Below are 18,577 nucleotides of genomic sequence, written 5' to 3'. Positions count from 1 at the left end.
GGTGCGTGCCAACGATCTGCTGCCGTCGCCGCTCGGACCAGCGGCGATGCGCAGCGGGTTCCGGGCCGGCGGGCCAGGGGGAAGAGAGGGGACGGGCGACGACCGAACGGAGATCACGATGGCTCGACCGAACCCCTGGCCCACGCCCCACCCGGCGGCGGTGGCTTGACCGTGGCGAGCCCCGACCGGCCTGACCCGCGTCGCACCGGCCCGGCCCCGTCCTCGCCGGACCACGTGGTCCTGGTGGGCCTCATGGGTTCCGGCAAGACCACGGTCGGCCGCCTGGTGGCCGCCCACCTCGGTCGGCCGCTGGTCGACGTCGACGTCGAGGTCCACGAGCGCACCGGGCTGACCGTCAACGAGCTCTGGGAGCGCGGCGGCGAGGCGGCCTACCGCCCGCTGGAGCGCGACATCGTGGTGCACCTGTTGACCGTCGGCGGGCCGGACGTGCTGGCCATGCCGGGCGGCGCGGTGGACGACGAGCTCGTGCTGGCCTCGCTGGCCGGCGCCGACGCCTTCACCGTGTGGCTGCGGGCCGACCCCCTGGAGCTGGCGACCCGCATCGAGCGCTCGGGCTCCCACCACCGCCCGCTCCTGGGCGACGACCCGCTGCCGGTGCTGGAGGAACAGGCGGCCGAGCGGGACCGGACCTACTCGTCGCTGGCCGACCTCGTGCTCGACGTCGAGAGCCGAGCCCCGGAGGACCTCGCGGCTGCCGTCGAAGCGGCCCTCCGCGAGCACGGCGCCGGTGGGGTCAGCTGATCGAGACCTCTTGCTCGAGCCCGCCGTCGATCACGATCGTGGTCCCGGTGATGTACGCCGCCTGGGGCGAGGCCACGTAGGCGATCAGGTCGGCCACCTCCTCGGGCCGCGCCAGCCGCCCGGCGGGGATGCCCTCCAGGGTGCGGCGGAGCTCCTCGGGATCACCGTCGTCCGCATCCTCGTTCGCCCCTGACGCCACCGCGCCGGGAGCGACCGCCACCACGCGCACCCCCTCCGAGGCCAGCTCCCGGGCCATCGCTCGGGTGAGCATGCCGGCCCCCGCCTTCGCCGTGCAGTAGGCCGCATAGCCCGGGGAACGTCGTGTGCTCGTGCACGCTCGTGACGTTCACGATGGTCCCGCCGCCGTGGCCGACCATCGACCGAGCGGCGGCCCGGCCCACCAGGAACGTGGCGTCGAGGTTCACCGACAGCTGGCGGCGCCAGGACGCCAGCTCGAGCTCCAGGAACGGGGCCTGCTCCTGGGTGCCGGCGTTGCTGACGCACACCGACACCCGGCCCAGCTCGGCCTCGACGGTCCGGAACAGCGCAGCCACGTCGGCCTCCTCGCCGACGTCGGCCACCACCTGGATCGCGCGTCGGCCCTGCTCCTCGACCGCCCGCACGGTCGCGTCGCCGCTCCCGGGCCGGTGGACGTTGACCGCCACGTCGGCGCCGGCCCGGGCCAGGCGGATGGCCGTGGCGGCGCCGATGCCGCTGCCGGCACCGGTCACCAGGGCCACCCGGCCCGCCAGCGGTCGGGCCTCGCTCTCGATCACGACCCGCCGTCCCCGGCCTCGCCGTCGAGCTGTTCGAGGAGCTGGCGGACGGCCAGCTCGTAGGCCTCGGGGTAGGTCGGGAACCCGTGCACCACGTCGGCCAGCACGTCGAGCGGCACCTCCGCCCGGATGGCGAGCACCGCCTCGCTGATCCAGTGGTCGGCCTCGGGGCCGATGGCCGAGGCACCGACGAGGACCCGACGTGCCGGGTCGGCCACCAGGACGATGGCGCCGGCGTCGAGGCCGTCGGTGCCGGAGCGAGCCGTCTCGGTGAGGTCGGCGCACGTGCTGACGACGGTGAGGTCCTCGTCGCTCGCGGCCGCGACGGTGCGGCCGACGGAGCCGACGGCCGGCTCGGTGAAGACCGAGCGGGGGATGGCGGCGTAGCTCGCCGTCGCCGTGCCGCCGAGGAGGTTGGCCGTGATGATCCGGGCCTGGTAGTTCGCCGTGTGGGTGTAGGGGGCCACACCGGTCACGTCGCCGGCGGCCCAGACGTGCTCCTGGCCGTCCACCCGTCCGTCCGGTCCCGTCGAGAGCGTGCCGTCGTCCTCGGCGGTGACCCCGATCGTCGCGAGGCCGAGCCCGTCGGTCTTGGGCTGGCGACCCACGGCGAGCAGCAGCCGCTCGGCCTCGATGGTGGTCCCGTCGTCGAACGTGACGGCCACGCCCGCATCGGTCGCCTCGGCGCGCTGGGCCGAGATGCCGAAGCGGACGGCGATGCCGTCGTCGTCGAACGCTCCCCGCAGGATCTCCGAGATCTGCGGCTCCTCGCTGGGGAGCAACCGGTCGGCGCTGTCGACGACGGTCACCGTGGTCCCGAACCGGGCGAAGATCTGGGCCAGCTCGCAGCCGACCGCGCCGGACCCGAGGACGAGGAGCGAGGCCGGCAGCTCGGAGGAGCTGAGCGCCTCGTCGCTGGTCCATGTGGGCACGTCCCCCAGGCCGTCGATCTCGGGGCGGACGGCGCTGGTCCCGCTGCCGATGACGAGGTCGGTGAACCCCAGCTCCCGACCGTCGACCGCCACCACGCCGGGACCGCTGATGACGCCCCGGCCGCGCACGAGGGTCACGCCGGACGCCTCGACCGAGTCGGCCGCCCCCTCGTCGTCGCGATGGGAGCTCTTCTCGTCCCGCCGCTCCACCGCCGCGGCATAGGCGTAGCGCTCGGCGTCGAGCGTGAGCGGTGCGGAGACCGCGCCGACCTCGGCGGCGTGGCGGACGAGGTGGCGCACGTGCGCGGCGCGCAACATGGCCTTCCCCGGGGTGCAGGCGACGTACGGGCACTCGCCCCCGACCCGGTTCGCTTCGACCAGGGCGACGGAGCGCCCGCCTTCGGCCACGTTCCGGGCGATCGACTCGCCTGCGGTACCGGCCCCGATGACGACCACGTCGTACTGCTCCATCGTGCCCCCATCCCCGCACGGCTCGTCCGGCAGACCATCGATGGTGGGGAGGCGGCTCGAGGGCGGCAGCGGTTCCGGGACCCACGGCGGCGGGGTACGTCGGTCCGGTGATCGACCTGCGCGAGGCCCCCGCCGCTGCCCACCACCGACCTGGCGAGCTGCCCGGCGAGCTGCTCGTGCTCCCCCGGGAGCGGCCCGAGCTGGTCTGGATCGCCGACCACGAGCCCCGCCTGGCGGTGGGGTTCGAGGAGCTCGCCGAGGCGGGGCCCGACCTCGAGCGGTGACCGGCCGCGACGGGGAGCACCCGCCGATCGAGGACCATCGCCTGCTGGGAGACGGCCGGAGCAGCGCCCTGCTGCGCCACGACGGTGCCATCGACTGGTGGTGCGCGCCGCAGGTCGACGACCCACCTCTGCTGTGGCAGCTGCTCGACGTCGATGGCCCCTCGGCCACCTGGGTGGGGGCCACGGCCGTGTCGCGCTCGAACGACGTCGCTGGCCCCGGCCTGCGCTCCACCGTGCGCATCGACGGCCACGACGTCGAGCTGCTCGACGGCCTGATCCGCGGCGAGACGGGCAGCGTGCTCGTGCGCCTCGCCCGCAGCGCGAGCGGGCCGGTGGCCATCGAGCACCACCTCGCGCTCGGCGACATCGAGGGGCCGGCGGCCGCGTGGGCCGACGACCTCGTGGCGGAGCTCGGCGGCCACCGCGTGGCCGTGGCGGGCGACGGCGATTCGGTGGTGGACGGCCCGACCGTTCGCACCAGCCTGCACGCCGTCCCGGACCGATGGAGGGGGCTCGTGGTCGCGGTGGACGTGGCCGACCCGCCCACGCTCGAGGCTGCCGCCGCCGAGGTGCTCGCGGCGATCACGTCGGCGGAGGAGTTCGCCGACACCTGCACGCTCCCGCAGCACCACCCCCACCTGGGCGAGCGCGCCCTCGCCGTGCTCACCGCCTGCACGACGGTGGCGACCGGGGCCATCGTGGCGGCCCCCACGACCTCCCTGCCCGAGGTGGTGGGCGGCGACCGCCAGTTCGACTACCGCTACTGCTGGCTGCGAGACAGCGCCCAGGCGGTCGGGGTGGGATCGCTGCTCGGCAAGCACGAGGCCGCCGCCTCGCTGCTCGGCTTCCTCGGCGCGCTGGGCCCGGCCCGCCTGCTGGAGTCGCCGGTGTTCGACGTTCGGGGCGGCGACGTGCCCTCGGAGCGCGAGCTCGTCGGCCGCTCCGGTTGGCGGGGGTCGCGCCCCGTGCGCCTCGGCAACGGGGCGGCCGGCCAGGTGCAGCACGACGTGCTCGGCCTCGTCCTCGAGTCGATGGTCGCGTTCGACGACGCCGGCGACGGCCTCACGGCCGCCCACTGGTCGATCGTCCGGGCCTTCGCCGAGCGGGCCCTCCACGTGCCCGGCCCCACGAACGGCATCTGGGAGCTGCGGAGCCCGGCCGAGGTCCTCTCGGCCGACATCGGCCGTTGGCTGGCGCTCGACCGGGCGGCCGAGCTGGCGCGACGGCACCACCGGGTTCGCTGGGCCGGCCGGATCCGCACGTGGACCGCTGCCGCCGAGGCGGTCCGCGCCCGCGTGCTGGGAGCGCTCCGGGACGACGGCAGCCTCCCGCAGGCCTACGGGGACGACCACCACGACGCCTCGGGGCTGCTCGCGGTGGTCTACGGCCTGCTCGACGCCGACGACCCCCGTGCGGCCCGCCTCGTGGACGCCACCATCGAGGTCCTCGGCGACGGCCCCTTCCTCCGGCGCTACGACGCAGGGGTCGACGACGGGTTCAGCCCGGGGGAGGGGGCGTTCGTCCCCGCCAGCTGGTGGGCGGTGAGCGCCCTGGCAGTGGTCGGGCGCTACCGGGAGGCGTGCGACCGGACCGACGCCATGCTCGCCCTGCTGGGCCCGCTGCAGCCCGAAGAGGTCGATGCCCGGACCGGCGCCGGCCTCGGGAACGTGCCGCTCGTGTGGTCCCACACCGAGGCCGCGAGGGCCATGGTCCTGCTCGACCGCCACGGCCCGGCCTGAGGTCGCCGGTCGCCCCCGCACGCCGCATCGCGGGGTTCCGGGGCCCGGCAGGTACCCTTCAGGTGCTGGCAACACTGCCGGCACCCAGGGAAGACGCCTCGTTGACCGTTGGGCCCCACCGGCCCCGCCACGATCCCGTCGCCTCCTCTGAGCCGCTCAGAGGAGTGCCATGTCCCCGCTGTTCCCCACCGCTTCCAGTACCGCCGCGCGCCCGGCCACCGGCACCACCGCCGTCGTCTACTGCGAGGGCCAGTTCGGCGAGCAGGACGGCAAGACCGCCAACGGCCTGGTGCGCCACTCCGAGAAGTACCAGGTGCTCAGCGTCATCGACAGCCACCAGGCAGGGGCCGACGCTGGCGCCTTCCTCGACGGGACGCCGAACGGCATCCCGGTGCTGCGCGACCTCGCCGAGGCCATCGCCCACGCCGGCCGGGTGCCGGACTTCCTGATCTGCGGCGTGGCCCCGGCCGACGGGCTCCTCTCGCCGGCGCAGCGGGTGGTGCTGCTCGACGGCATCTCCCGCGGCATGCACGTGATCAACGGCCTGCACGAGTTCCTGAACGACGACGCCGAGTTCGTGGCCGCCAGCCTCCTGGCCGGGGTGACCATCACCGACGTGCGTCGGCCCAAGGAGAAGAAGGACCTCAAGCTCTTCTCCGGCCGCATCTTCGACGTCACGTGCCCGCGCATCGCCGTGCTCGGCACCGACGGCGCCATCGGCAAGCGGACCACCGCGACCCTGCTGGTGCAGGCGCTCAACGCCCAGGGCATCAAGGCCGTCATGGTCGGCACCGGCCAGACGACGCTGATCCAGGGCGGCAAGTACGGCGTGGCCCTCGACGCCCTGGTGCCCCAGTTCTGCTCGGGCGAGGTGGAGGCCCAGGTCGTGGCGGCCTTCGAGGGCGAAGACCCCGACGTGATCGTCGTCGAGGGCCAGGGCGCGCTGAGCCACCCCGCCTACCTCACCTCGGCCCACATCCTCCGCGGCAGCCGCCCCGCCGGCGTGATCGTCCAGCACGCCCCCAAGCGCGAGGTGCTCGGCGACTTCCCGATGGTGGCCATGCCCACCGCCGCCAGCGAGGTCGCGCTCATCGAGGCCTTCGCCGACACCAAGGTCATCGGCATCACCATCAACCACGAGCTGATGACCGACGACGAGATCAGCGGCGCGATCGACGACCACGAGCTCGAGCTCGGCATCCCGGCCACCGACCCGCTCACGCGGCCGCTGGACCGCCTGGTCGACATGGTGCTGCTGGCCTTCCCCGAGCTCGGTGCGGGACGGGCCCTGAGCGAGCGGTGACCGCGCCCCGCGTCGAGGTCGACCTCGACAAGGTGGCGGCCAACACCCGGGTGCTCGTCGATCGGCTGGCCCCGCTCGGCATCCGCGCCACCGGCGTGACCAAGGCGGCCCTGGGGTCCCCCGACATCGCCGCCGCCATGCTCCGTGGCGGGGCCCACGGCCTCGGCGACTCCCGGATCGAGAACCTCGCCCGCGTGCGCTCGGCGGGCATCGCCGCACCGCTCACCCTCATCCGCTCGCCCATGGCCAGCCAGGCCGAGGCCGTGGTCCGCGAGGCCGACGTGAGCCTGAACACCGAGGCCGCGGTGCTCGCCGCGCTCTCGTCCGCCGCGCAGCGGCACCGGGTGTCGCACGGCATCGTGCTGATGGTCGAGCTGGGCGACCTCCGTGAGGGGCTGGCTGCGGTCGACGTCGTCGACGCGGCGCGCCGGGTGGGGGAGCTGCCGGGACTGGTGCTCCAGGGCCTGGGCACCAACCTGGCCTGCCAGAGCGGCGTGGTGCCGGACCAGGCGAAGATGGACGAGCTCTCCCGGTTGGTGGAGCAGGTCGAGGTCGAGATCGGGCGGCCCCTGGCCGTCGTCTCCGGCGGCAACTCGGCCAACCTGGCGTGGGCGCTCGACACCGTGGACGTGGGGCGCATCGACGATCTGCGCCTCGGCGAGTCGATCCTGCTGGGCACGGAACCGCTCGAGCGGACCCCAATCCCCGGCCTCCACCTCGATGCGTTCGCGCTCGTCGCCGAGGTCATCGAGGCCCAGCGCAAGCCCGTGCAGCCGTGGGGCTCGCTCGCCCAGACGGCGTTCGGCGACCGTCCGGTGCGGCTCGGCAGCGGGACCATCCGGCAGGTGATCGTCGCCCTGGGTCGCCAGGACGTCGATCCCGACGGCCTCGTCCCGCCGCCCGGGACCACGATCCTGGGTGCCAGCAGCGACCACCTCGTGCTCGATGCCGGCGACCACGAGCTCGCGCCCGGCGACGAGCTCACGTTCGGCCTCGGCTACGGCGCCCTCGTGCGGGCGCTGACGTCGCCGTTCGTGGCCACGGTGGTCGTCGGCGCAGCCGCCGCCGGCTCCTGAACGACCTCGGGCGCCGACCGCCACCGGTCCGCCAGACTGCACCGGTGGAGCTCGGGGTGTTCGACCAGGTGGCTGATGCGGTGCGGGGCCTGGTCCCGCCGGAGCTGGGCTCGTTCCGCACCCAGGCCCGACGCTGGGGCCTCAAGGCGTGGTTCGACCTCGACGAGTGCCCGCGAGCGCACTACGAGGCGCAGGTGGTCTCGGCGAAGCACGTCCCCGGGGCCGAGGTGCTCGCCATCGAGGTCGGCTTCCACCTCGAGCACCCCGACGACCGGGAGAACGCCGCTGGGCTGCGTCCCCTCGTGGCGGCCGAGGCCTCCTGGCGGGAGGAGCTCGGGCCCGATGCGGTGGCGGGGCCCTTCCTCGGCCGCAAGGGGTGGTGCCGGCTCTCCGAGGCCTGGATCGACCCCGACCTCGGCGACCCCGAGCTCTGCTTCGAGCTGGCCGACCGACTCGCGGCCTACGTGGCCGTGGTCGAGCCCCTCCGCACCGACCGCCGCTGAGGGCCGTCGCGGCGCGCCGCCCCGGCTCCGGCGGCCGGCCCGATCAGAAGAGGGTGCCGAACAGGTGGCTGGCCTGCAGGCCGAGCCCGATGGTGAGGCCGAGCCCGGCCACGCCGATGACGAGGCCGCCGATGGCGAAGAGCCCGTCGTCGAGGAGGATGCCGAGGGCGATGACCACCACGGCGAGCGAGGGCAGCGTGTCGAGGCCGGAGAACGGCGGGCTGATGAAGGCGCCCACCACCAGCACGGTGATGGCGATGCCCAGCAGCGACTCGCCCACCCGGCTGGTGAGCATCCACCGGAGGCGGGGCTTCGAGATCCGCTCGCACTGCTTCACGAAGCGGATGAGCAGGCGGAAGGCCTTCTTGGTGCCCTTCCCGAGCTCCCGCTTGCGCCACTTGACCGGCAGCCAGACCTTCTTGCGCGACACCACCATCTGCACGGCGAACAGGAAGGCGATCACGTCGAACACGTGGGTGGCGCCGCCGGTGGGGATCGGCAACGCCGACGGCGCCATCAGGGCCAGGCAGGCGGCCGCCAGGATCTTCTCGCCGAAGGCGTCGTTCAGGGTGCCGAGCGTGGTGGGCTCGTCGCCCTCCAGCCACTCCTCGAGCCCGTGGCTCACCCCGCGGCGAGCGGCCCTTCGCAAGCGGTTGCGGGCGTCTCGCCGCTTGATGATGGCCGTCATGGCCGGTTCCTTACCCTCCTCGTCGCCTGGCGACCCATGACCGCTTGCCGGGCCCGGCCCCCGGCCTCCGCGAACGTGGGTCGGGGGCGGTCCCGAGGTCGCCCGGGCCGCACAGCTCGGTGCGCGGGCGGTGCCGCCGGCGAGGTGGTGCTCATGGACCGGTGCACGTCGACGGCGTGGGCGACCTCGCCTTCTTGCGGGACCCGTCCGGGCACCCCGTCGGCCCCATGCGCGACGACGACGCCGCCGGCTGACGCGCCCACCGGCGACCACCGTTCGCGGCGGGTCGACCGCGCCCTCGCCGGACCTCGGTAGGGTCGGCAGCGCAGCGACGACGCGAGCAGGAAGCAGGGTTGGCGAGATGGGTTCGGGCATCGATCTGGAGCACGTGGTGGACGACGTCCGGCCGCAGGACGACCTCTTCCGCCACGTGAACGGCAGTTGGCTGGCCACCGCCGAGATCCCGGGCGACCGGGCCAGCGACGGCGCCTTCCACCGGCTGCGGGACGAGTCCGAGCTGGCCGTCCGCGCCCTGCTCGACCGCCTGGCCGAGCAGGAGGCCGCCCCGGGCAGCGAGGCCCAGCAGGTGGGCGACCTCTACGCCAGCTTCCTGGACGAGGACCACATCGAGTCCCTGGGGCTCTCGCCCATCGAGGACGACCTCGCCGCCATCGACGCCGTCGCCGACGCCGCCGGACTGCTGCGCCTGCTGGGCGAGCTCGGGCGCTCCGGCGTGCCGGGCCCCTTCGGGGTGGCGGTCTTCGCCGACGCCCGCGAGTCCGACCGCTACGCCGTGTACCTCGCCCAGGGCGGCCTCGGCCTGCCGGACGAGGCGTTCTACCGCGAAGAGCAGTTCGCGCCGATCCTCGAGGCCTACCAGGGCCACGTCGGCCGGCTGCTCGCGCTGGCCGGCGCCGATGACGCCGAGGACCAGGCGGCGCGCCGTGGCCCTCGAGACCCGCCTCGCCTCGCACCACTGGGACCAGGTCAAGGACCGCGACGCCGAGGCCACCTACAACCTCCACGACCGCAGCGCCCTGGAGGCGCTGGCTCCGGCCGTCGACTGGTCGGCTTGGCTCGAAGGTCTCGGGGCGCCCGCCACGCTGCTCGACCGCGTGATCGTCCGCGAACCGAGCTACCTCACCGGCCTCGCCGCTGCCCTCACCGAGGTCCCGCTCGACGACTGGAAGGCCTGGCTCCGGTGGCACCTCGTGCACGACGCCGCCGCCCTGCTCAGCAGCCCGTTCGTCGAGGAGAACTTCGCCTTCTACGGCACCACCCTCAGCGGCACCACCGAGCTGCGGGCCCGCTGGAAGCGAGGCGTCGGCGTGGTCGAGGCCGCCCTCTCGGAGGCCCTCGGCAAGCTCTACGTGGCCGAGCACTTCCCGGCCGATGCCAAGGCCCAGATGCTGGACCTGGTGGCCAACCTCATCGAGGCCTACCGGCAGAGCATCTCGAACCTGGCCTGGATGACCGACGAGACCCGGGCCCGGGCGCTGGAGAAGCTGGAGAAGTTCACCCCCAAGGTCGGCTACCCCGACTCCTGGAGGGACTACTCGAAGCTCGAGGTCCGACCGGGCGACCTCATCGGCAACCTGCGCCGCGCCGCCTCCTTCGAGGTCGACCGCGAGCTGGCCCGCGTGGGCCAGCCGGTCGACCGGGACGAGTGGTTCATGAGCCCCCAGACCGTGAACGCCTACTACAACCCGCTCATGAACGAGATCGTCTTCCCGGCGGCCATCCTCCAGCCACCGTTCTTCGACCCCGAGGCCGACGCCGCGGTCAACTACGGGGCCATCGGCGCGGTGATCGGCCACGAGATCGGGCACGGCTTCGACGACCAGGGCTCGCGCTACGACGGCGACGGCAACCTCAACGACTGGTGGACCGACGCCGACCGCTCGGCGTTCGAGGAGCGGACCGCGGCGCTGATCGCCCAGTACGACGCCCTCGAGCCGAAGCAGGCCCCGGGCCACCACGTCAACGGCGCCTTCACCGTGGGGGAGAACATCGGAGACCTCGGCGGCCTGGCCATCGCCTACGCCGCCTACCGCCTGGCGGTCGGCGAGGACGAGCCAGGGGTGGTCGACGGGCTCGACGGCAACCAGCGCTTCTTCTGGTCGTGGGCCCAGGCGTGGCGCACCAAGTCCCGCGACGAGGAGGTCGTGCGCCTGCTGGCCATCGACCCGCACTCGCCGCCGGAGTTCCGGTGCAACGCCGTGGTGCGCAACATCGACGGGTTCCACGCGGCGTTCGGCGTCGAGGAGCAGGACGCGCTGTGGCTCGACCCGGCCGAGCGGGTCGACATCTGGTGACCGGCCACCGGTGAGGAAGGCGCGGGCGGGGCGCACGGCGAACCCCTTGGCAACGACCGGGGTCGCCGGGCCGCGCCCGGCGAACCAGGAGGGAGGTCCCGATGGCAGCTCCAGGTGACCGGTCGATCGGGGACCTGGCGCGATTCGCCCTGGCCGTCACCAGCGACGCCGTCTACTGCCTCGACACCGAGTGGCGGTTCACGTTCCTGAACGAGAGCGCCGCCCGGCTGCTGCGCCGCCCGGCGGACGAGCTGCTCGGCCGGTCGGTGTGGGAGGAGTTCCCGGACGTGCACGACAGCCTGCTGGGCAAGGAGTACCTCCACGCTGCGGCCACCGGCGAGCCGGCGATCGTCGACGCCTACCGCTACGACCCGCTGGAGACCTGGTTCGAGATCCGCGCCTTCCCCGACGAGCAGGGCCTGGTCGTCTTCTTCCGGGACATCAACGAGCGTCGCGACCGCGACGTCGAGCGGGCCCAGGTGGCCGAGGCCTCCTGGCAGCACGCCCGCCGGGACGCGCTGACCGGGCTCCCGAACCGGGTGCAGCTGCTCGAGCACCTCGACCAGCTCCACCGAGCGTCCGGACGCACCGAGGTCGGGCTGCTGTTCATCGACATCGACGGCTTCAAGAACGTCAACGACTCGCTGGGCCACGCCGTGGGCGACCAGCTGCTGCGGGACCTGGCCGACCGGCTGCAGCGGGCCACCCGGCCGTCGGACCTGCTCTCGCGCCACGGCGGCGACGAGTTCGTGATCGTGGTCGAGTCGGGCGACGTCGCCCGGGCCGAGGCGGTGGCGGCCCGGATCCAGAAGGTGTTGGCCGACCCGTTCGACGTCGCCGGCACGGCCCTGCCGCTGTCGGCCAGCATCGGGATCGCCTTCGCCAGCCCGGACCACACCGGTCCCGCCGACCTCATCCACGACGCCGACACGGCCATGTACGCCGCCAAGCGGACGGGCAAGGCCCGCAGCCACGTGTTCGCCCCGAGCCTGCGCGAGCTGGCGCGCAGCGGCTCGAGGTGGTCGGCGGCCTGAGCCGGGCCCAGCGCGAGGGCGAGCTCGAGCTGCACTACCAGCCCATCGTCGTCCTCGCGACCGGCGTGATCGATGCCGTCGAGGGGCTCATGCGCTGGAACCACCCCACCCGGGGCTTCCTCACCCCGGCAGCGTTCATCCCGATCGCCGAGGAGACCGGCGCCATCGTCGACATGGGCCGCTGGGCCCTGCAGGACGCGTCCCGGCAGTGCGCCGGGTGGGAGCGTGCCGGGCTGCCCCTCGGCGTGAGCGTGAACATCAGCGCCGAGCACTTCGCCGCCGGCACCCTGGTCGACGACGTGCTCGGGGCCGTCGAGGGGGCGGGCATCGCCGCTCGCCACCTCGTGCTCGAGCTGACCGAGACGGCGATCGCCCGCAACTTCGCCGACGCCATCGCGCAGCTCACCGAGCTGCGCACCGCCGGCGTGCGCATCGCCATCGACGACTTCGGCTCCGGCTACTCCTCCCTCGGCCGGCTGGCCTCGTTCCCCGTCGACTTCCTGAAGTTCGACGCCAGCCTGATCCGCGAGAGCGGCGACTCGCGCGAGACGGCGGTGCTCCGCGGCATCGTGAGCGCGGTGGTGGCCATCGCCGAGGCCATCGGGGTGTCCACCCTGGCCGAGGGCATCGAGACCGAGAACCAGCGCTTGGCAGCCATGGAGCTCGGCTGCACCCGAGGGCAGGGGTACTTGCTGGCTCGCCCCCAGCCGGCGGCCGGCATCGCGGAGCTGGTGCGGGCCAGCCGTGAGGTCCCGGGCCCGGCCTGAACGACGGTCGCCGAGGCGATCGATCCGGCAGGCAGCCGGAGTCGGTCAGGCGGGGGACGAGGTCGTGGACCGGGCCTCGTCGGTGGGCGTGTGGCGGTGCCGGGCCAGCAGCAGCAGGTCGTAGCTGAGCTTGGTGAGCCCGGCGATCACCAGGGGCCACCCGAAGTGCGAGCGGCTCAGGAGCGCGCCGGCGAGCAGCGGCGTGGTGGCCGAGGCCAGGCTCCGGGGCACGTTGGTGACGCTCGACGCGGCAGCGCGGTGCTCCGGCGGCACCACCGCCATCACGAAGGCCTGGCGGGCCGGGACGTCCATCTGGGCGAAGAGGGCCCGCACCAGGAGCAGGGCGATGGCCACCCCGCCCGACGGCGCGAACGGGGTGAGCGCCAGCAGCGCGCTGGCCGGCACGTGGGTGAACGCCATCGTCCGCACCAGCCCGTAGCGCCGGGCCAGCCGCGGGGCGAGGAGCTGCGAACAGCCGCCGAGCAGGCCCGAGGCGAAGAACACCGTGCCGGTGACCCCGGCCGACAGGTCGAAGCGCAGGTGCAGCCACAGCACCAGGAGCGACGTCACCACGAAGCCGCTGCCCGCCGAGTCGAGGCTGAACAGCGCGGCGAGGCCCAGCACGGTCCGCTTCGACGACCCGAGCGGGGATCGCCGTCCGTCGGCAGCGGACGGGGGGACGCTGGGGGCGACCCGGGGCAGCCGGCGGTAGAGCACGAAGATCACGGCCGCGACGGCGACGTAGACGAGGAACGCGAGCCGCAGGGCGGTGGCCACGTCCCAGTCGAACCGGTTCGCCACGGCTTCGGGCCCGCCCGAGGCGAGGGCGCCCAGCGCGCCGGCCAGCGTGCCGCCGACGTTGTAGCGGGCGTAGAGCGCCGGCCGCTCCACCGGATCGACCTCCTCGGCGAGCAGGGCCTGCTCGGTGGGGAGGAACACGCTGACGTCGCCGGCCGACGGGTTCAGGGTGCCCACCAGGGCCACCAGGAGGAGGGGCACGAACGCGGTGACGGTCGCGAAGCCGATCCCGGTGAGCGCCATGACCACCGAGGCCGCCACGAGCAGGCCGGCCAGGCTCGTGCGGTGGGCCGTCAGGCCGAAGGCGAGGGTGAGCGCCGCGGAGCCCAGGAGGGTGGCGGTGACGATGGCGCCGATCTCGAGCGGCGAGAGGCCGAGGGTGGTGAGGTACTGCGCGAGCAGCACGCTCACGAAGCCGTCGGCGAACCCCCGGAGGGTGCGCCCGACGACGATGGTGGCCGCGGCTCTCGACGCCGAGGCCGGGACCAGCCGCGCTGCGGCGATGGTCAGCCCCGATCGGGCTCGACCGAGCCCGCGAGGGCGGCGACGGCCTCGGCGATCGGGACGTCTCCGCCCACCAGCTCCACGGTCCGGCCGGCCGAGGCGGGGTCGTGGACCAGGGCGGCGAGCACGGCGGCGACGTCGGCTCGGGGCACCGAGCCGGGCGCCACGTGGCGGGCCAGCGCCACGTGGCCGGTGGGCGGGTCGTCCGTGAGGCCGCCGGGGCGCACGATCGTGTGGTCGAGGCCGGCGCGGCGGACCGCGGCGTCGGCATCGGCCTTGGCCCGGAGGTAGACGCTGAAGACCTCGTCGTCGGCGGGCGGGTCGTCGGTGCCCATGGCGCTCACCACCAGGAAGCGGGCGATGCCGAGCCGCACCGCCGAGTCGGCGGCGCGGATGGCCCCGTCGCGGTCGAGCGCCTCCTTGCGGGCGGCGCCGCTGCCCGGACCGGCGCCGGCGGCGAACACCACGACGTCGCTGCCCGCCAGCGCGGCGTCGATCGCGGCGTCGTCGGCGGTCTCGAGGTCGCACACGCGCGGCTCGGCACCATCGGCGACGAGGTCGGCGTGGTGGTCGGGGTTGCGCACGACACCTCGCACCTGGTCGCCCACCGCCGCGAGCGAGCGGGTGAGGTGGCGGGCGATGGCGCCGTGGGCTCCGAGGATGGTGACGAGCACGGGCCCACGGTACCGGGCTGGGTCGGACGCCGGTCCGAATACCCCCTGGGGGTTGTCGTTCTACCCCTAGGGGGTACCCTGGCGGCCATGGCTGGGTACTCCGACGAGAAGCAGAAGCACCTCAACGCGCTCCGGCGGGTGGAGGGCCAGGTCCGGGGGCTGGCCCGCATGGTGGAGGAGGACCAGTACTGCATCGACGTCCTGACCCAGGTCTCGGCGGCCACCCGAGCGCTGCAGTCGGTGGCGCTGAACCTGCTGGACGAGCACCTCGCCCACTGCGTCACCGACGCCGCCCGCCAGGGAGACGACGCCGCCCTCGACGAGAAGCTGGCCGAGGCCCAGGCGGCCATCGCCCGCCTGGTGCGGTCGTGACCCGCTCGGTGGTCCCGGAAGGTGCCCGGGCCCGCCTGGCGGCCTTCGCCGCCGTGCTGCTCGTGGCCTTCGGCGGCGCCTTCGTCGCCGGCAGCGCCCTCGGCAGCGATCCGGCCCCCTCGCGTGAACGTCACCCCACCAGCACCTCGACCACGGTGGCTCCGGGCGCGCACGACATGGAGGGGATGGGCTCGTGATCGACCGCCCCACCGCCACGGTGGCCGGCCCGGCCGAGGCCGACCGGGCGGACCCGGGCCCCGCCCTCGAGGTCGTCCACGACCTCGAGATCGGCGGCATGACGTGCGCCTCGTGCGCGGCGCGGATCGAGCGCAAGCTGAACAAGGTCGAGGGCGTCACCGCCACCGTGAACTACGCGCTGGAGACGGCGCAGGTGACCGCGCCTGCGGCGTTCGGGCCCGAGCAGGCCATCGAGGTCATCGAGGGCGTCGGGTACCAGGCCTGGGTGCCGCAGCCGGTCCTGTCCGGCGGTGGGCCCGAGGATCGCTCCGGGCAGGGGAGCGAGCACGAGAACCACGACCACGGGAGCGTCGACGACCTGCGCCACCGCGTGCTGGTCGTGGGCGTCCTGAGCGTGCCCCTGATCGCCATGGGCATGGTGCCCGCCCTGCAGTTCACGAACTGGCAGTGGTTCAGCCTGATGCTGGCCTTCCCGGTGGCCACCTGGGGCGCAGCGCCGTTCCACCGCGCCGCGTGGACGAACCTGCGGCACGGGTCGTCCACCATGGACACGCTCGTCTCGGTCGGCGTGCTGGCCGCCTTCGCCTGGTCGTTCTGGGCCCTGTTCTGGGGCAGTGCGGGCGTCGCCGGCATGCGCCACGACTTCGCCCTCACCGCCGATCGGGCCCACGCCGACACCGCCCTCTACTTCGAGGTGGTCGGCGCCACCACCCTGTTCCTGCTCGCCGGTCGCTGGTTCGAGGCCCGGGCCAAGCGGCGCGGCGGCGACGCCCTGCGCGCCCTGGCCGACCTGGGGTCCAAGGAGGCCGTGCGCCTGGACGGCGACGGTCGCGAGGAGCGCATCGGCGTCGACCAGCTGGTGGTGGGTGACCGCTTCGTGGTCCGTCCGGGAGAGAAGGTCGCCACCGACGGCATCGTCGACGAGGGGACCTCGGCCATCGACGGCTCGCTGGTGACCGGCGAGTCGGTGCCCACCGAGGTGGGCCCGGGCGACGCGGTCACCGGGGCCACCGTCAACGCCGGCGGGCGGCTGGTGGTGCGGGCCACCCGGGTGGGCAGCGACACCACGCTCGCCCGCATGGCCAAGCTGGTGGCCGACGCCCAGTCGGGCAAGGCCCAGGTGCAGCGCCTCGCCGATCGGGTGGCGGCGGTGTTCGTCCCCGCGGTCATCACCCTCGCCGTCGCCACCTTCGGCTGGTGGCTCGGCACCGGATCCGGGTTCGCCGGCGCCCTCACCCCGGCCGTCGCGCTGCTCATCGTCGCCTGCCCCTGCGCCCTCGGGCTGGCCACCCCGACGGCGCTCCTGGTGGGCACCGGCCGGGGCGCGCAGCTCGGCGTGCTGATCCGCGGCCCGGAGGTCCTCGAGGCCACGCAGCGCATCGACACGATCGTCCTCGACAAGACCGGCACCGTCACGACCGGCCAGATGGCCCTCGTGGACCTGGTGGTCGCCGACGGCACCGATGCCGCCCGGGCGCGGGTCCTGGCGGCCAGCCTCGAGGCCGCCAGCGAGCACCCCATCGCCCGGGCCATCCGCGATGCCGTGCCCGAAGCCGACCGGCTCGCCGTCGACGGCTTCCGATCGACCGCCGGCCTCGGCGTGTCGGGCGTGGTCGGCGGTTCGGCGCTGGTGGCCGGCCGGCCCGGCTTCCTGGCGGACCAGGGCCTCGTCGTCCCCGACGAGCTGGCCGCCGCCCACCGCGATGCCGAGGAGCAGGGCCGCACCGCGGTGGCGGTGGGCTGGGACGGCCAGGTCCGGGTGGTGGCGGTGGTGGCCGACACCGTGCGACCCAGCTCGGCGGCGGCCATCGCCCGCCTCCGAGCCCTCGGGCTCAGCCCCGTCCTGCTCACCGGCGACAACGCCTCGGTGGCCGCCACGGTCGCCGCCGAGGTCGGCATCGACCGGGTGGTGGCCGGCGTGCTGCCGGAGGAGAAGGTGGCCGAGGTCGTGCGGCTCCAGGCCGAGGGCCGCCGGGTGGCGATGGTGGGCGACGGCGTGAACGACGCCGCCGCCCTCGCCCAGGCCGACCTGGGCCTCGCCATGGGGACCGGGACCGACGTCGCCCGCGAGGCGGCCGACCTGACCCTCGTCCGCGCCGACCTCTGGGCGGCGGTCGACGCCGTGCGCCTCAGCCGCCGCACGCTGCGCACCATCAAGGCCAACCTGGTCTGGGCCTTCGCCTACAACGTGGCCGCCATCCCGGTGGCTGCGGCCGGGCTCCTCAACCCGATGCTGGCCGGGGTGGCGATGGCGGCGTCGTCGGTCTTCGTGGTGGCCAACAGCCTCCGGCTGTTCCGCTTCCGCACCGACCGGCCGGCCTGAGCGGCAGCGTCGCCCCGGGAGCCGAGCTCAGAGGCCGTCGAGGAACGATGCGTCGCCGGGCACGTCGACGGCGTGCTCTTGGAGCACCTCGAGCGGGACCAGCTCGAGGGCCCGCTCGTGGGTGGAGGCCAGGACCACGTGGGCGGCGGCTCCGTCGACGTGGGCCCGCAGCCAGTTGGCCGCGGTGACGCACCACCGGTCGCCCGGGACCAGGCCCGGGAACCGGTACTGGGGCATGGGGGTCGACAGGTCGTTGCCGATGCTGCGCTGGTGGCTGAGGAACTCCACCGTGACCACCGCGCAGATGGTGTGGCTGCCCAGGTCCTCCGGGCCGGTGCTGCAGCAGCCGTCTCGGTAGAAGCCGGTCACGGGGTCGGTCCCGCACGGCTCCAGCTCGCCACCCAGCACGTTGCGTTCGACCATCGGGCGAGTCTCGCACCCCCGGCGCGGTGGCCCGGCGCATGGCCGCCGCCGGGGCTCAGGCGGGGTCGAGCACCACGACGGGGATGGTCCGGGTGGTGGAGGCCTCGTACTCGGCGAAGCCGGGCATGAGCTCCTTCTGCTTGGACCAGACGGCCTCCCGCTCGTCTCCCTCGAGGACGCGGGCCCGGACGGCGACGGTGTCGGCCCCGACCTCGATGGACGCATCGGGGTTGGCGACCAGGTTGTGGAACCAGGCCGGGTTGTCGGGGGCACCGGCCTTCGACGCGAACACGGCCCAGCTGCCGGAGACGGGCTGGTACACGATCGGGTGCACCCGCTCCTGGCCCGACTTGGCCCCGGTGCTGTGCAGGAGCAGCAGCGGCGCCCCCTCGAACGGCGGGCCCACCTGGCCGGCGTTGGCGCGGAACTCGTCGATGATCTTGGCGTTGAAGTCTCGGTTGTCGTCGGCCACGGGGCCCTCCTCTTGGTGCAGGAGGGCCCAGCATGCCCGCTCCGCAGGTGGGTGCGGTGCCGCTCAGCCGTAGCGCTCCCGATCGAGCATGGCCCGGATGGCGATCGCCTCCCCGGGCCGCACCGAGCGATCGGCCAGCCGGTGGTTCGCGGTGGCCGGCAGG

At 74.3% G+C, this 18,577-nt stretch carries 19 protein-coding genes and 1 pseudogene; 12 read left to right on the top strand and 8 right to left on the bottom strand.

Annotation, left to right across the window (positions count from 1 at the left end; translation table 11 throughout):
* Nucleotides 1–171: 171 nt before the first annotated feature.
* Nucleotides 172–762 carry a shikimate kinase gene (locus KSP35_RS05160; RefSeq protein WP_216999547.1) on the top strand — a complete coding sequence of 197 codons (591 nt, stop codon included), beginning with the start codon at nucleotides 172–174 and terminating at the stop codon, nucleotides 760–762.
* Here KSP35_RS05160 and KSP35_RS05155 read toward each other — a convergent pair.
* Genes KSP35_RS05155 through KSP35_RS05145 form a run of 3 tightly spaced genes read right to left on the bottom strand, consistent with a single transcriptional unit; the run spans nucleotide 755 to nucleotide 2,941 of the window.
* Nucleotides 755–1,033, bottom strand: a complete 279-nt coding sequence (locus tag KSP35_RS05155) for an SDR family oxidoreductase (protein ID WP_254126996.1) — start codon at nucleotides 1,031–1,033, stop codon at nucleotides 755–757. The two genes, KSP35_RS05160 and KSP35_RS05155, sit on opposite strands and share 8 nt — an antisense overlap.
* On the bottom strand, nucleotides 924–1,538 hold the full coding sequence (locus KSP35_RS05150; protein WP_216999543.1) for an SDR family NAD(P)-dependent oxidoreductase: 615 nt from the start codon (nucleotides 1,536–1,538) through the stop codon (nucleotides 924–926). The genes KSP35_RS05155 and KSP35_RS05150 overlap by 110 nt, the downstream gene beginning before the upstream one ends.
* Nucleotides 1,535–2,941 carry an NAD(P)/FAD-dependent oxidoreductase gene (locus KSP35_RS05145; RefSeq protein WP_216999541.1) on the bottom strand — a complete coding sequence of 469 codons (1,407 nt, stop codon included), beginning with the start codon at nucleotides 2,939–2,941 and terminating at the stop codon, nucleotides 1,535–1,537. The genes KSP35_RS05150 and KSP35_RS05145 overlap by 4 nt, the downstream gene beginning before the upstream one ends.
* Nucleotides 2,942–3,048: 107 nt before the next feature.
* Here KSP35_RS05145 and KSP35_RS05140 point away from each other — a divergent pair, with 107 nt between their 5' ends.
* From KSP35_RS05140 to KSP35_RS05120, 5 genes are all read left to right on the top strand, one after another.
* Nucleotides 3,049–3,225, top strand: a complete 177-nt coding sequence (locus KSP35_RS05140; protein WP_216999539.1) for a hypothetical protein — start codon at nucleotides 3,049–3,051, stop codon at nucleotides 3,223–3,225.
* Nucleotides 3,222–4,964 (top strand): glycoside hydrolase family 15 protein, encoded by a 1,743-nt coding sequence (locus tag KSP35_RS05135; RefSeq protein WP_216999537.1) that lies wholly within the window; start codon nucleotides 3,222–3,224, stop codon nucleotides 4,962–4,964. Before KSP35_RS05140 ends, KSP35_RS05135 begins: the two co-directional genes overlap by 4 nt.
* A gap of 169 nt (nucleotides 4,965–5,133) precedes the next feature.
* A complete protein-coding gene (locus tag KSP35_RS05130) occupies nucleotides 5,134–6,267 on the top strand; it encodes a DUF1611 domain-containing protein (RefSeq protein WP_216999535.1) in 1,134 nt (377 codons plus the stop codon).
* Nucleotides 6,264–7,343 (top strand): alanine/ornithine racemase family PLP-dependent enzyme, encoded by a 1,080-nt coding sequence (locus KSP35_RS05125; protein WP_216999533.1) that lies wholly within the window; start codon nucleotides 6,264–6,266, stop codon nucleotides 7,341–7,343. Before KSP35_RS05130 ends, KSP35_RS05125 begins: the two co-directional genes overlap by 4 nt.
* 44 nt (nucleotides 7,344–7,387) lie before the next feature.
* Nucleotides 7,388–7,846 (top strand): hypothetical protein, encoded by a 459-nt coding sequence (locus KSP35_RS05120; RefSeq protein ID WP_216999531.1) that lies wholly within the window; start codon nucleotides 7,388–7,390, stop codon nucleotides 7,844–7,846.
* Nucleotides 7,847–7,889: 43 nt separating this feature from the next.
* On the opposite strand, the gene KSP35_RS05115 is transcribed toward KSP35_RS05120, so the two are convergent.
* On the bottom strand, nucleotides 7,890–8,534 hold the full coding sequence (locus KSP35_RS05115; protein ID WP_216999529.1) for an exopolysaccharide biosynthesis protein: 645 nt from the start codon (nucleotides 8,532–8,534) through the stop codon (nucleotides 7,890–7,892).
* Between the two features lie 361 nt (nucleotides 8,535–8,895).
* Here KSP35_RS05115 and KSP35_RS05110 point away from each other — a divergent pair.
* From KSP35_RS05110 to KSP35_RS05100, 3 genes and pseudogenes are all read left to right on the top strand, one after another.
* Nucleotides 8,896–10,849: pseudogene (locus KSP35_RS05110) on the top strand (M13 family metallopeptidase).
* Nucleotides 10,850–10,950: 101 nt separating this feature from the next.
* A complete protein-coding gene (locus tag KSP35_RS05105) occupies nucleotides 10,951–11,883 on the top strand; it encodes a GGDEF domain-containing protein (protein ID WP_216999527.1) in 933 nt (310 codons plus the stop codon).
* Nucleotides 11,868–12,650 (top strand): EAL domain-containing protein, encoded by a 783-nt coding sequence (locus KSP35_RS05100; RefSeq protein WP_216999525.1) that lies wholly within the window; start codon nucleotides 11,868–11,870, stop codon nucleotides 12,648–12,650. The genes KSP35_RS05105 and KSP35_RS05100 overlap by 16 nt, the downstream gene beginning before the upstream one ends.
* 45 nt (nucleotides 12,651–12,695) lie before the next feature.
* Here KSP35_RS05100 and KSP35_RS05095 read toward each other — a convergent pair whose 3' ends face one another.
* A complete protein-coding gene (locus KSP35_RS05095; RefSeq protein ID WP_216999523.1) occupies nucleotides 12,696–13,859 on the bottom strand; it encodes an MFS transporter in 1,164 nt (387 codons plus the stop codon).
* A gap of 95 nt (nucleotides 13,860–13,954) precedes the next feature.
* Nucleotides 13,955–14,626 (bottom strand): NAD(P)H-binding protein, encoded by a 672-nt coding sequence (locus tag KSP35_RS05090; RefSeq protein WP_216999521.1) that lies wholly within the window; start codon nucleotides 14,624–14,626, stop codon nucleotides 13,955–13,957.
* 87 nt (nucleotides 14,627–14,713) lie between these two features.
* Between KSP35_RS05090 and KSP35_RS05085 the strand changes: the two genes are divergently transcribed.
* The 3 genes from KSP35_RS05085 (at nucleotide 14,714) to KSP35_RS05075 (ending at nucleotide 17,519) form a co-directional block, all read left to right on the top strand.
* Nucleotides 14,714–14,998 carry a metal-sensitive transcriptional regulator gene (locus tag KSP35_RS05085; protein ID WP_216999519.1) on the top strand — a complete coding sequence of 95 codons (285 nt, stop codon included), beginning with the start codon at nucleotides 14,714–14,716 and terminating at the stop codon, nucleotides 14,996–14,998.
* A complete protein-coding gene (locus KSP35_RS05080; protein ID WP_216999517.1) occupies nucleotides 14,995–15,195 on the top strand; it encodes a hypothetical protein in 201 nt (66 codons plus the stop codon). The genes KSP35_RS05085 and KSP35_RS05080 overlap by 4 nt, the downstream gene beginning before the upstream one ends.
* 98 nt (nucleotides 15,196–15,293) lie before the next feature.
* Nucleotides 15,294–17,519 carry a heavy metal translocating P-type ATPase gene (locus KSP35_RS05075; protein WP_371748958.1) on the top strand — a complete coding sequence of 742 codons (2,226 nt, stop codon included), beginning with the start codon at nucleotides 15,294–15,296 and terminating at the stop codon, nucleotides 17,517–17,519.
* Nucleotides 17,520–17,546: 27 nt separating this feature from the next.
* Here the strand turns inward: KSP35_RS05075 and KSP35_RS05070 are convergent, their stop codons facing one another.
* Both KSP35_RS05070 and KSP35_RS05065 read right to left on the bottom strand, forming a co-directional pair.
* Entirely contained in the window at nucleotides 17,547–17,942 is a 396-nt protein-coding gene (locus KSP35_RS05070) for a DUF2237 family protein (protein WP_216999513.1), read from the bottom strand.
* A gap of 55 nt (nucleotides 17,943–17,997) precedes the next feature.
* Nucleotides 17,998–18,414, bottom strand: coding sequence for a nitroreductase family deazaflavin-dependent oxidoreductase (locus tag KSP35_RS05065; protein ID WP_216999511.1), 417 nt, complete (start codon nucleotides 18,412–18,414; stop codon nucleotides 17,998–18,000).
* Between the last annotated feature and the right edge of the window lie 163 nt (nucleotides 18,415–18,577).

The sequence above is a fragment of the Aquihabitans sp. G128 genome, from assembly GCF_019048865.1.
Lineage (GTDB): Bacteria > Actinomycetota > Acidimicrobiia > Acidimicrobiales > Iamiaceae > Aquihabitans.
The sequence above is the reverse complement of the archived record's forward strand: the minus strand, read 5'-3'. Positions and strand labels throughout refer to the sequence as shown.

What these genes read in the sequence shown, in the direction of transcription:
- KSP35_RS05075 (WP_371748958.1), top strand. Translation starts at nt 15,294, where the DNA reads ATGACGTGCGCCTCGTGCGCGGCGCGGATCGAGCGCAAGCTGAACAAG.
- KSP35_RS05070 (WP_216999513.1), bottom strand. Translation starts at nt 17,942, where the DNA reads ATGGTCGAACGCAACGTGCTGGGTGGCGAGCTGGAGCCGTGCGGGACC.
- KSP35_RS05085 (WP_216999519.1), top strand. Translation starts at nt 14,714, where the DNA reads ATGGCTGGGTACTCCGACGAGAAGCAGAAGCACCTCAACGCGCTCCGG.
- KSP35_RS05115 (WP_216999529.1), bottom strand. Translation starts at nt 8,534, where the DNA reads ATGACGGCCATCATCAAGCGGCGAGACGCCCGCAACCGCTTGCGAAGG.
- KSP35_RS05155 (WP_254126996.1), bottom strand. Translation starts at nt 1,033, where the DNA reads ATGCTCACCCGAGCGATGGCCCGGGAGCTGGCCTCGGAGGGGGTGCGC.
- KSP35_RS05130 (WP_216999535.1), top strand. Translation starts at nt 5,134, where the DNA reads ATGTCCCCGCTGTTCCCCACCGCTTCCAGTACCGCCGCGCGCCCGGCC.
- KSP35_RS05145 (WP_216999541.1), bottom strand. Translation starts at nt 2,941, where the DNA reads ATGGAGCAGTACGACGTGGTCGTCATCGGGGCCGGTACCGCAGGCGAG.
- KSP35_RS05105 (WP_216999527.1), top strand. Translation starts at nt 10,951, where the DNA reads ATGGCAGCTCCAGGTGACCGGTCGATCGGGGACCTGGCGCGATTCGCC.